Origin of the sequence: Pseudoalteromonas sp. PPB1 (genome assembly GCF_015356275.1) — a bacterium.
GTDB classification, from domain to species: Bacteria; Pseudomonadota; Gammaproteobacteria; order Enterobacterales; family Alteromonadaceae; genus Pseudoalteromonas; species Pseudoalteromonas rubra_D.
Window position 1 is genome coordinate 26,249 of sequence record NZ_JACEQV010000006.1, and the last position, 12,471, is coordinate 38,719.

The following is a 12,471-nucleotide window of genomic DNA, read 5'->3' on the forward strand; positions in this document are numbered from 1 at the left end:
GGTAAATTACCCGCTAACTATGATTAGATTTTACAAGCGCCGCCTGCACAATCATCGTCTTCAGCCTCAGGCTTCATTTCGTCCTGAGCATCCGATGCACCGTCACGGGTGTTGTGGTAATACAAGGTTTTCACGCCAAGCTTGTATGCGGTAAGTAAATCTTTGAGCAACAGCTTCATAGGCACTTTTCCACCTTCAAACTTAGTTGGGTCATAGTTGGTATTGGCTGAAATAGTTTGGTCAACAAACTTTTGCATAATACCCACCAGGCCTAAATAGCCATCGTTTGAAGGGATATCCCATAATAGCTCGTAGTTGTCCTTCAGTCGCTCGTACTCAGGCACTACTTGCTTAAGGATACCATCTTTACTGGCCTTAACGCTAATGTGACCGCGCGGTGGCTCAATACCATTTGTTGCATTAGAGATCTGCGAAGAGGTCTCAGATGGCATCAATGCAGATAAAGTCGAGTTACGCATACCATATTGCATAACGTCCTGACGTAATCCATCCCAGTCAAGGTGCAGGGGCTCGTTACAGATACCGTCTACATCTTTTTTGTAGGTATCGATAGGCATGATGCCTTTTGCGTAGGTTGTCTCATTAAATTTAGGACAAGCACCACGTTCCTGAGCAAGCTTGTTAGAAGCTTTCATCAGGTAATACTGAATGGCTTCGAATGTTCTGTGCGTCAGACCATTGGCGCTGCCATCTGAGTATTTAACGCCATTTTTTGCCAGATAGTAAGCAAAGTTGATAACACCGATACCCAAAGTACGACGACCCATAGTGGCATTTTTCGCCGCTGGGACAGGGTAATCCTGGAAGTCCAGCAAGTTGTCCAGCGCACGAACAGCCAGCTCAGCAAGCTCTTCAAGTTCATCCAGGCTGCTGATAGCGCCAAGATTAAATGCAGACAGAGTACACAATGCAATCTCGCCTTCTTCGTCATTGACGTGGCTCAGTGGCTTAGTTGGCAGTGCAATTTCCAGACACAGGTTAGACTGACGAATAGGTGCAACTTTTGCGTCAAACGGGCTGTGGGTATTACAGTGGTCAACGTTTTGCAGATAAATACGACCAGTACTCGCGCGTTCCTGAGCAAACATAGAGAATAGCTCTAGTGCTTTAATGCGCTTCTTACGGATTGACTCGTCCTGCTCATACTGTACATACAGACGTTCGAACTTTTCTTGATCTTCGAAGAACGCGTCGTACAAACCAGGCACATCTGATGGGCTGAACAAAGTGATGTAATCGTCTTTGATCAAGCGAGCGTACATCGTTTTATTGAACTGAACACCGTAGTCGAGGTGTCTTACACGGTTTTCCTCAACACCCCGGTTGTTTTTCAGAACCAGCAGGTTCTCCACTTCCAGGTGCCATAAAGGGTAAAATAGTGTCGCAGCACCACCACGAACGCCTCCCTGAGAGCAGCTTTTTACCGCTGTCTGGAAGTGCTTGTAGAATGGGATACAGCCTGTGTGGAATGCTTCGCCATTACGGATAGGGCTACCCAGAGCACGGATCCTACCGGCATTAACACCAATCCCGGCGCGTTGGCTAACGTACTTAACAATCGCTGACGACGTAGCGTTAATAGAATCAAGGCTGTCTGCTGTCTCAATTAATACACACGAGCTGAATTGACGAGTCGGAGTACGTACGCCCGACATAATTGGCGTAGGCAGTGAAATCTTAAATTGTGAAACCGCGTCGTAGAAACGCTTTATGTAATCAAGGCGTGTCTCTTTTGGGTAATCTGAGAACAAGCTTGCTGCAACCAGAATATACAGGAACTGAGCGCTCTCATAGATTTCCCCAGTCACTCGGTTTTGCACCAAGTACTTACCTTCTAGCTGTTTAACGGCGGCGTAACTAAACGACATATCACGATCATGCTCCAGAAAGTCGTTTAACTGCTCGTATTCTTCTCGAGTGTAATCAGTCAACAAACCCGCATCATAGCGCTTATCTTCAACCAGTTTAGTCACATGATCGTACAAATGCGGTGGCTCAAACTGACCATAAGCCTTTTTACGCAAATGGAATACTGCCAGGCGCGCTGCCAGATATTGATAGTCTGGCGTATCTTTGGAAATGAGATCAGCGGCGGCTTTAATGATGGTTTCATGGATGTCTTCGGTGCGAATACCATCATAAAACTGAATGTGAGATTTAAGCTCTACCTGAGAAACAGACACATTGTTCAGGCCTTCAGCTGCCCAGTTTATCACTCGATGAATTTTATCTAAATCAAGCGGCTCTTTACGGCCGTTTCGTTTACTGACAGATAATTGTTGGTTCATAGCTACGCCTGTATTCCCCCGGAATGCGGTAATTGTCATCGCATATTCATAATTGCTTAGCATTTCACCACTATATATGGTGTCCGCTAGAAAGAGGATCACAAGATAGTGGGGTTATCGCTATTTTGCAATAGAGCAACTTTCTATGGATTGTGGATAACATAGGGATAATATTTTTATGTTAGCAAACACTAACCTTCTGCTATCCAACATGGCTGCAAACAAAAAAAAATCAACTCACGACAATCGATTTTTCTCTTTTTTTAAGAAAATTTTGCAAACTGCACGACTGTTTTTTTTCTGTGCAGGTTTGTTCTCAAAATAGTTCACAACACTACATATAGTGGCATTTTTTAATCAATGCCACTAAATATACGAAATGAGTGATTCTGGGTTAGTAAGATTTAGATCTGCAGACCAACTGCGTGCCTCTTCCAGGGAAGGAATGAATCCCCACAAGGCTGCCGCTGACCGCATTCCTGCCGCCTTTGCCGCTTCAATGTCACGTTCAGCATCTCCAACATAGGTACACATGGTTGGATCTACGCCTAATTGTTCTGCGGCGAGTAGCAGTGGCTCAGGGTGTGGTTTGGCGACTTCCAGTGTGTCGCCGCATACCACCACCTCAATACCCTTAAGCTGGCTAATCTGAGCCAGCAGGGGCATGGTCAGAAATGTGGGCTTATTGGTCATAATCGCAATTTTAATTTCTCTGCTTAATAAGGTTTGAAGCAAAGTTTCAATGCCCTCAAAGCAACACGAGTGGACAGCGATGTGTTGTGCGTAATGGTCCAGTAGCTGTTGTTTTAATGCTGCAAAGTCGAATTTACTGAGGTGCTCCCCAAACCCGACTTCCAGCAACGCCTTTACACCATTGGAAATAGCGGGGCTATATACCGAGCGTGATACCTCGGCCATTTCGTGCTGTTTTAAAACGTGATTGAGTGCGGCGCCCAGATCATCACTGGTGTCGAGCAGGGTACCGTCGAGATCAAATATTACAGCCTGTGTCATGCGAGTTTCTCAAAGTGGAGGAGGTAATTGACACTGACGTCATTCGTCAGCGTAAAGGTTTTACCAAATGGGTTATAATTGATACCAGCAGCGCTGCGTACTTTCAATCCTTCGGCTTCGGCCCAGCCTATCAGGGTCGAGGGACGGATAAACTTGTTATGGTCGTGGGTGCCCGGGGGAACCATCTTCAGCACGCGTTCAGCCGCGACAACTGCAAGCAAAAATGCTTTGTGTGTCTTGTTCAATGTTGAGAAAAACACGTCGGCACCTGGTTTTGCTGCTTTTGCAACAGCTGCAATAATAGAAGCCGGATCGGGTACATGCTCAAGCATTTCCATGCAAGTGACAACATCGAATTGTGCGCTATGGTGTGCGGCAAATTCTTCAGCTGATACTTTGCGGTAATCAATTTTAACGCCTGCTTCTAGCGCGTGTAGTTTCGCAACATTCAGTGGCTCCTGACCGAGGTCAATGCCATGCGCTTGAGCGCCCATTTTTGCCATGCTTTCTGTCAGAATACCGCCACCACAGCCAACATCGAGCACTTTTTTCTCAAACAAACCACCACAGCGATCGTTAATAAAGTCTAGCCGTAACGGATTAATGTCATGCAGTGGTTTAAATTCGCCTTCGCGATCCCACCAACGTTCAGCTATCTCTTCAAACTTTGCAATTTCACTTAAATCCACATTTTGATGTTCGGTCATAAAAAACTTCCTCGTTGAACTGAGCGCATTCTATCGGTATTGGATGAAATTTCCGAGTCATTTAGCCACTGCATTAGCCCAGAAACTATGATAGTATCCTCAGTCGAACTAATAATAATTGAACCTTTTGATGTCTATAGTGTGACACAAAAGGAAAAGACTCTGAAGGAAAGTGGTATTAAATGACTGATCTTGCCAATGAAATCCTCCCGGTCAATATCGAAGACGAATTGAAAAATTCCTATCTTGATTACGCGATGAGCGTCATCGTTGGACGTGCCTTACCTGACGTCCGTGATGGCCTGAAGCCTGTGCATCGTCGCGTGCTATTCGCGATGAACGAGTTGCGTAACGACTGGAACAAACCTTATAAAAAATCAGCCCGTGTTGTGGGCGACGTGATCGGTAAATACCACCCACACGGTGATAGCGCAGTTTACGACACCATTGTTCGTATGGCTCAGCCGTTTTCACTACGTTATATGCTGGTGGATGGCCAGGGTAACTTTGGTTCAGTCGACGGAGACTCTGCGGCTGCGATGCGTTATACCGAAGTACGTATGGCAAAAATGTCTCATGAGCTGCTGGCTGATCTGGACAAAGAAACCGTAGATTATGTGCCAAACTATGATGGCACTGAGCAAATTCCTGACGTGTTACCAACAAAAGTACCTAATCTGCTGGTTAATGGTTCTTCGGGTATCGCGGTTGGTATGGCGACAAACATCCCACCTCATAACCTGACTGAAGTGATCAATGGCTGTCTGGCTGTGATCCAAAATCCAGATATTACTATCGATGAGCTAATTGATTATATTCCGGGACCTGATTTCCCGACTGCGGCTATCATTAATGGTAAGAAAGGTATCGAGCAAGCATACAAAACCGGTCGCGGTAAAGTATATATCCGTGCCCGTGCTGAAATCGAAACCGATGAAAAAACCGGTAAAGAAACCATCATCGTTAACGAGATCCCATATCAGGTCAACAAAGCACGCTTGATTGAAAAAATCGCGGAGCTGGTGAAGGACAAAAAGGTTGAAGGGATCAGTGCACTACGTGATGAGTCTGACAAAGACGGTATGCGTATTGTTATTGAGATCAAGCGTGGTGAAGTAGGCGAAGTGGTACTGAACAACCTGTATGCTCAGACTCAGCTACAAACTGTGTTTGGTATCAACATGGTTGCGCTGGACAACAATCAGCCGAAGTGTTTCAACCTCAAAGAAATGCTTGAGGCCTTTATTGTCCACCGTCGTGAAGTTGTAACTCGCCGTACTGTATACGACTTGCGCAAAGCTCGCGATCGCGCACACACGCTGGAAGGTCTGGCAATTGCGCTAGCCAATATTGACCCAATCATTGAGCTTATCCGTAAGTCACCGACTCCAGCAGAAGCGAAGGCTGCATTGACGTCTCGTCCGTGGGAGTTGGGTTCAGTGCGCCCAATGCTTGAGCGTGCTGGTGAAGAAAATGTCGCGCGTCCAGACTGGCTTGATGCTGAGCTGGGGATCCGTGATGGCCAGTACTACCTGTCTGAACAACAGGCTCAGGCTATTCTTGATTTACGCTTACACAAGCTAACAGGCCTGGAGCACGAAAAGATCCTTGGCGAATATCAAGAGTTACTGGATCTCATCGCAGAATTACTCTTGATTTTGTCTTCACCTGATCGTCTGATGGAAGTGATCCGCGACGAATTGGCTGAGATCAAAGAAAACTATGGTGACGAGCGTCGTACAGAGATTTCTGCAGCTGCACATGACATTAGCCTGGAAGATCTGATAAACGAAGAAGACGTGGTTGTCACCTTGTCTCACGAAGGTTATGTAAAGTATCAACCTCTGTCTGATTACGAAGCACAGCGCCGTGGTGGTAAAGGTAAAGCCGCAACTAAGATGAAAGATGAAGACTTCATTGAACGTCTGCTGGTTGCAAATACCCACGATACAATTTTGTGTTTCTCAACCTCAGGACGTTTGTACTGGTTGAAAGTGTACCAGTTGCCACTGGCATCTCGTGCCGCGCGTGGTAAGCCGATAGTTAACTTATTGCCGCTTGAAGCTGATGAACGTATCACCACTATATTGCCGGTCAAACAGTACGAAGATGATAAGTTTGTCCTGATGGCTACCGCCAATGGTGTTGTCAAGAAGACACCGTTAACCGCATACAGTCGTCAACGTGCAAGCGGTATTATTGCCATTAATCTGAATGACGGTGACAACCTGATTGGTGCTGACATCACAGATGGTAATAACGACATCATGTTGTTCACTGATCATGGTAAAGTTGTACGCTTTAATGAAAAGCTGCGCGACTCAGAGACCGGTGAAGTGAAGATTGACCCTGAAACGGGTGAAGAAATGCTGGCGCTGCGTCCTATGGGTCGTACAGCAACCGGTGTACGTGGTATAAAGATGCCGGATGACGTCAAAGTGGTGTCATTGATTGTACCTAAGAACGATGGCGCTATTCTGACTGTAACTGAAAATGGTTATGGTAAGCGCACACCGCTTGAAGAGTACCCGGCTAAGAGTCGTGCAACGCAAGGGGTTGTTTCGATTAAGGTCACAGATCGTAATGGCCGAGTTGTTGGTGCAGTACAGGTGCAAGATAACGACGAGATCATGCTGATTTCGAACCGTGGTACCCTGGTTCGTACTCGCGTTAATGAGGTCTCAACGGTAGGCCGTAACACCCAGGGTGTTATCCTGATCAGAACGGTTGACGACGAGCAGGTAGTTGGTTTACAACGTATCGAAGAGATCGAAATCGACGACGCCCTGGAAGGGGAAGCAGAGCTTGTTGAAACGCCTGATACTGATGAACAGGCGCCAGAGTAATCTGGTTCAATTTAAAAAAGCGGCTTAGGCCGCTTTTTTATTCTCCGAGGTATATTCAGGGCACGCAACATCACACAGTGTGTGCCCGTTAAAAATAAATAGTACACTGCCTGGTGCAGTATAAAAACTGGAATGAGGAAACTATGAGCGTTTATAACTTTTGTGCAGGACCGGCGATGTTGCCACCTGCTGTTATGAAAAAAGCCCAACAAGAATTTATTAACTGGCAAAATTTAGGGGTCTCTGTGATGGAGATCAGTCACCGTTCTGCGCCGTTTTTAGAACTGGCGCGAGAATGTGAGGCGAGCTTGCGTCGTCTGATGAATATTTCGGATGAGTTTGAAGTTCTGTTTATGCATGGGGGAGGTCGAGGCCATTTTGCCGCGGTTCCGCTAAACCTGCATCAGGACGACGCGCCTGGCGTATACATCGAGAACGGAATTTGGTCCTGCGGTGCAACGAAAGAAGGCCAAAAGTTTACTCAGGTAGAGTCAATTGACATTCGCCGGGATCAAGATGGTACCTTTGATGTCTTGCCTGTTTCACAGTGGAACCTACCTGAAAATGCCGCATTTATTCATTACTGTCCTAATGAAACAATTGATGGTATTGAGTTGTTTGAAGTGCCTAAGCATCCAACCGCGCCGATCGTTGCAGACATGTCATCAAACATTTTGTCGCGCGAAATGAACGTTGACGATTTTGATTTAATTTATGCCGGGGCGCAGAAAAATATTGGTCCGTCAGGCTTGAGCATTGCGATTGTGCGTAAGACATTGCTTGAGCGTGAGGGCCTGCCAAGACCCGCCATCCTAGACTACGCAATCGAAGCAAAACAGCAGAGTATGTACAACACGCCACCTACTTTTGCCTGGTACCTGGCTGCTGAAGTATTCAAATATCTTGAATCAATTGGTGGCGTCAAAGCCATGGAAGTGCATAACAAAGAAAAAGCCGCGCTTTTATATGATTACATTGATGGTTCGTCATTCTATCTGAACAAGGTGGCTAAACATTGTCGTTCTTTGATGAATGTACCGTTTTGGTTGCATGATGAATCTTTAAACGAGCAGTTTTTGGCACAAGCCGAGGACAATGGTTTGATTGCTTTGGAAGGTCACCGCTTCGTAGGGGGCATGCGTGCCAGTATATACAACGCTATGCCAATTGAAGGCATTAAAGCATTGATTGCGTTTATGGAGAAATTTGCCAAGGAGAACAGCTAATGGAACAGCTTAGACTAAGCGCCATAGACAAAGTAAATGGCAGTGTCACGCTGCCAGGCTCGAAAAGCTTGTCAAACCGTGTGTTACTGCTGGCCGCGTTGTGCGATGGTGTTACACAAGTGAATAATTTGCTCGACAGTGACGATATACGCCACATGCTCCTTGCGCTTTCTGAGATGGGCGTCAATGTTGAGTTGAACGAAGACAAAACGTCAGCTCGTGTTTATGGCCAAGGCGGGCGCTTCAAAACACCATCTGAAGCGTTATTTTTGGGCAATGCTGGCACTGCTTTCAGACCACTCACAGCTGTATTAGCGGCAAGTCAGGGGCAATTTACATTGATTGGTGAACCTAGAATGGAAGAGCGACCCATTGGTCACCTGGTCGATGCGTTACATGCACTGGGCGCCGATATCAAATATCTAAAAAATAAGGATTACCCACCGTTACAGATTAATGGCGATGCAATTGAGGGCGGCGAAGTAGAAATTGACGGTAGCATATCAAGTCAGTTTTTAACCGCATTACTGATGGCTGCGCCTTTGTTTGTTAAGGACAGCACAATTCGAATTAAAGGGGAGTTGGTTTCAAAGCCCTATATTGACATTACACTCGGTGTTATGGCGCAGTTTGGCGTTACTGTTAGTCATGATAACTACCAGGTGTTTCATGTTAAAGGGCAGCAAGGTTATGTTTCTCCGGGCAGTATCATGGTAGAAGGTGATGCATCATCGGCGTCTTACTTTATTGCAGCAGCAGCCATCGCTGGCGGTGAAATTGAAATTAATGGTGTTGGACGCAAGAGTGTTCAGGGCGACATAGGGTTTGCTTCTGTGATGGAGCAGGTAGGCGCTGATATTGACTGGCATGATGAAAAACTCGTTGTTCGCAAGGGTGAATTAAACGGGGTGGATATTGATGCTAATGCGATCCCGGATGCCGCAATGACACTGGCAACTGTAGCTTTGTTTGCTAAGGGAAAAACGGCCATCCGTAATATTTACAACTGGCGTGTCAAAGAAACCGATCGCTTGTATGCCATGGCAACAGAACTTAAAAAAATCGGTGCAGAGGTGACAGAGGGGCATGATTTCATTGAAATCACACCACCTGAGACTTTTAACCTGGCAGAAATTGATACTTATAACGATCACCGTATTGCGATGTGTTTTTCTATGGTGGCCGTGGGTGGTGTCGATGTGATCATTAATGATCCTGGCTGTACCGCTAAAACCTTCCCGACTTACTTTGAGGTTCTCTCTTCAGTCAGTCAATAACGGCTGTCGGTTCTTGTGGGGTAACCTACAAAGCTTGTAGTCGGCCAATGGCAGGCAGCGTCCGTTTAGTCTAGCTGCCTGCGCTTTTGGTTCTTGCCTGCTTCTTTGCGTAAATTTTTAATCAAACAAAAAGTTACATGTCAATAAGGATCTATTCAGTAAACTTGCGTATAATACCGCAGTTAATTTTTGGTGTGCATTTCGGGAGGTTTAAATGCAGGCTGTCATGCCAGTAATCACCGTAGACGGCCCAAGCGGCTCGGGCAAAGGAACGGTTTGTCGTTTATTAGCTGAGAAGCTTGATTGGGACGTGTTGGATAGTGGTGCAATTTACCGCGTTTTGTCTTTAGCTGCTATTCATCATCATATTGCACTCGATAACGAAGAGGCTTTAGTACCTCTCGCCGCGAATTTGGACGTTCAGTTTCCGATAGACGGTGTGACGAAAAAAATTAAAGTGATCCTTGAAGGTGAGGACGTCACTCACACGATCCGCAATGAAGAGGTCGGTGCAGCAGCGTCTAAAATCGCTGCATTACCTCGGGTTCGTGAAGCTTTGTTGCGTCGTCAGAGGGCTTTTCGTAGTGAAAGAGGTCTGATCGCGGACGGCAGAGATATGGGAACGGTTGTTTTCCCTCAAGCTGAACTAAAAATTTATTTAACAGCCAGCGCGCAAGAACGTGCAAGACGTCGTTATCTGGAGTTGAAGGATAAAGGGCTGGATGTTACACTAGATGGTCTTTTAATCGAGATTGAAGCTCGTGATGATCGAGATATGAACCGTAAGGTCGCGCCTTTGGTGCCGGCACACGATGCTATCGTACTCGATACAACGGAATTAGATGCGGAACAGGTGTTTACGAAAGTCACTACGTTAGTGCAGGACACCATTGCTGCCGGCAAGTTACCTGCATCAAGCTAGATTTTTTACTGCGTTGGCAGGAGGCCGACGTTATATTAACCACCCCATGCAGCATGGTTGCTAATTGGAATGTTTATTTATGAGACGTATTTAGTATGTCAGAAAATTTTGCGCAGTTATTTGAAGAAAGCCTAAAGGGTTTTGAAGCAGAGCAAGGCTCTATCGTTAAAGGTACTGTTATTTCAATCGAGAACAACATTGTTCTTGTTGATGCTGGCCTTAAGTCTGAAAGTGCAATCCCTGCAGAGCAATTCAAAAATGCTGCTGGTGAACTAGAAGTTGCAGTTGGCGACGAAGTAGATGTTGCACTTGACGCAATCGAAGATGGTTTCGGTGAAACTATCCTTTCTCGTGAGAAAGCGAAGCGTCATGAAGCTTGGATCCGCCTTGAGAAAGCTTGTGAAGAACAAGAAACTGTTGTTGGTATCATCAATGGTAAAGTTAAAGGTGGTTTCACTGTTGAAGTTGATTCAATCCGTGCATTCCTACCTGGTTCACTTGTTGACGTTCGTCCAGTACGTGACACAACACACCTTGAAGGTAAAGAGCTTGAGTTCAAAGTAATCAAGCTTGACCAGAAGCGTAACAACGTAGTTGTTTCTCGTCGTGCTGTTATCGAGTCTGAAAACTCACAAGAGCGTGAAGAGCTGCTGGCTAACCTTGTTGAAGGTCAAGAAGTTAAAGGTATCGTTAAGAATCTTACAGATTACGGTGCGTTCGTAGATCTGGGCGGTGTTGACGGTCTACTTCACATCACTGACATGGCTTGGAAGCGCGTTAAGCACCCAAGTGAAATCGTAAATGTTGGTGACGAGATCGCTGTTAAAGTTCTTAAGTTCGACAAAGAGAAGACTCGTGTTTCTCTAGGTCTTAAGCAACTTGGTGAAGATCCTTGGGCAGCTATCGCTGGTCGTTACCCAGAAGGCGCTAAGCTAACTGGTCGTGTTACTAACCTAACTGACTACGGTTGTTTCGTTGAAATCGAAGAAGGCGTAGAAGGTCTGGTACACGTGTCTGAAATGGACTGGACTAACAAGAATATCCACCCTTCAAAAGTTGTTTCACTAGGTGACACTGTTGAAGTTATGGTTCTTGAAATCGACGAAGAGCGTCGTCGTATTTCTCTTGGTCTTAAGCAGTGTAAAGCTAACCCTTGGCAGGAATTTGCTCGTCTACAGAACAAAGGCGACCAAGTTACTGGTAAGATCAAGTCTATCACTGATTTCGGTATCTTCATCGGTCTTGACGGTGGTATCGACGGTCTTGTACACCTGTCTGACATTTCTTGGAACACGCCTGGCGAAGAAGCTGTACGTGAATACAAGAAAGGCGACGAGATCTCTGCAATCGTTCTTCAGGTTGACCCAGAGCGTGAGCGCATCTCACTAGGCGTTAAGCAAATCGAAGCTGATCCTTTCAATAACTACCTAGACGCAAACAAAAAAGGTGCTATTGTTAAAGGTAAAGTGACAGACGTTGACGCGAAAGGCGCAACTGTTGAGCTTATCGAAGGCGTTGAAGGCTACATCCGTGTTGCTGACATCGCACAAGAGCGCATCGAAGACGCAACTAGCGTTGTTTCTGCAGGTGACGAGATTGAAGCTAAATTCGTAGGTGTTGATCGTAAGAACCGTACAATCAGCCTATCTGTTAAAGCTATCTTCGAAGCTGAAGAGAAAGAAGCGCTTGAGAAGCTGAAGAAAGAAGAGCCTGCATTTGAAAATGCAATGGCTGCAGCTTTCAAAAACGCTCAAAAAGACTAATATCAAGTCTTAAATAGAAGGGCACTTTTTGCCCTTCTTTTTTATCTAAAGGAAACGCTATGACAAAGTCAGAACTAATCGAAAAACTTGCTGAGCAACATATTCACGTCCCAGTCAAAGACGTTGAGAATGCGGTAAAAGAGATTTTAGAGCAAATGGCAGGTTCACTTTCAAGCTCAGATCGTATCGAAATCCGCGGCTTTGGCAGCTTTTCTCTCCACTATCGTTCACCTCGTACCGGCCGTAACCCGAAAACGGGTGAAACCGTAGAGCTGGATGGAAAGTACGTACCTCACTTTAAGCCTGGTAAAGAACTTCGTGACCGTGTGAACGCTAGTCTCGAAAATTGATTAATGAGGTAACGCTTGATCCAGGTAGTAAGAAAGGGATTATTTTTGATACTGGTG

At 45.8% G+C, this 12,471-nt stretch carries 9 protein-coding genes; 6 read left to right on the plus strand and 3 right to left on the minus strand.

The window, feature by feature from the left end; genetic code table 11:
• Positions 1-23: 23 nt before the first annotated feature.
• The 3 genes from nrdA to ubiG form a co-directional block, all read right to left on the minus strand.
• A complete protein-coding gene (gene nrdA, locus IY568_RS07660; protein WP_049866282.1) occupies positions 24-2,309 on the minus strand; it encodes a class 1a ribonucleoside-diphosphate reductase subunit alpha in 2,286 nt (761 codons plus the stop codon).
• Between the two features lie 366 nt (positions 2,310-2,675).
• Positions 2,676-3,323, minus strand: a complete 648-nt coding sequence (locus tag IY568_RS07665; RefSeq protein ID WP_194867226.1) for an HAD family hydrolase — start codon at positions 3,321-3,323, stop codon at positions 2,676-2,678.
• Positions 3,320-4,030: a bifunctional 2-polyprenyl-6-hydroxyphenol methylase/3-demethylubiquinol 3-O-methyltransferase UbiG gene (gene ubiG, locus IY568_RS07670; RefSeq protein WP_194867227.1), complete on the minus strand. Its 711-nt coding sequence runs from the start codon at positions 4,028-4,030 to the stop codon at positions 3,320-3,322. The genes IY568_RS07665 and ubiG overlap by 4 nt, the downstream gene beginning before the upstream one ends.
• Before the next feature lie 182 nt (positions 4,031-4,212).
• On the opposite strand from ubiG, the gene gyrA reads away from it, so the two are divergent.
• From gyrA to ihfB, 6 genes are all read left to right on the plus strand, one after another.
• Positions 4,213-6,876 carry a DNA topoisomerase (ATP-hydrolyzing) subunit A gene (gene gyrA, locus IY568_RS07675; protein WP_194867228.1) on the plus strand — a complete coding sequence of 888 codons (2,664 nt, stop codon included), beginning with the start codon at positions 4,213-4,215 and terminating at the stop codon, positions 6,874-6,876.
• Positions 6,877-7,019: 143 nt separating this feature from the next.
• Positions 7,020-8,102 (plus strand): 3-phosphoserine/phosphohydroxythreonine transaminase, encoded by a 1,083-nt coding sequence (serC, locus tag IY568_RS07680; RefSeq protein ID WP_194867229.1) that lies wholly within the window; start codon positions 7,020-7,022, stop codon positions 8,100-8,102.
• On the plus strand, positions 8,102-9,379 hold the full coding sequence (gene aroA / locus IY568_RS07685) for a 3-phosphoshikimate 1-carboxyvinyltransferase (RefSeq protein WP_125559704.1): 1,278 nt from the start codon (positions 8,102-8,104) through the stop codon (positions 9,377-9,379). Before serC ends, aroA begins: the two co-directional genes overlap by 1 nt.
• Positions 9,380-9,593: 214 nt before the next feature.
• Entirely contained in the window at positions 9,594-10,301 is a 708-nt protein-coding gene (gene cmk / locus IY568_RS07690) for a (d)CMP kinase (protein WP_125559702.1), read from the plus strand.
• Between the two features lie 95 nt (positions 10,302-10,396).
• Positions 10,397-12,064 carry a 30S ribosomal protein S1 gene (gene rpsA, locus IY568_RS07695; RefSeq protein ID WP_010384522.1) on the plus strand — a complete coding sequence of 556 codons (1,668 nt, stop codon included), beginning with the start codon at positions 10,397-10,399 and terminating at the stop codon, positions 12,062-12,064.
• A gap of 59 nt (positions 12,065-12,123) precedes the next feature.
• The gene (gene ihfB, locus IY568_RS07700) at positions 12,124-12,414 is read left to right on the plus strand and encodes an integration host factor subunit beta (RefSeq protein WP_010384523.1); all 291 of its coding nucleotides are present in this window, start codon (positions 12,124-12,126) and stop codon (positions 12,412-12,414) included.
• The last annotated feature ends 57 nt before the right edge of the window (positions 12,415-12,471 follow it).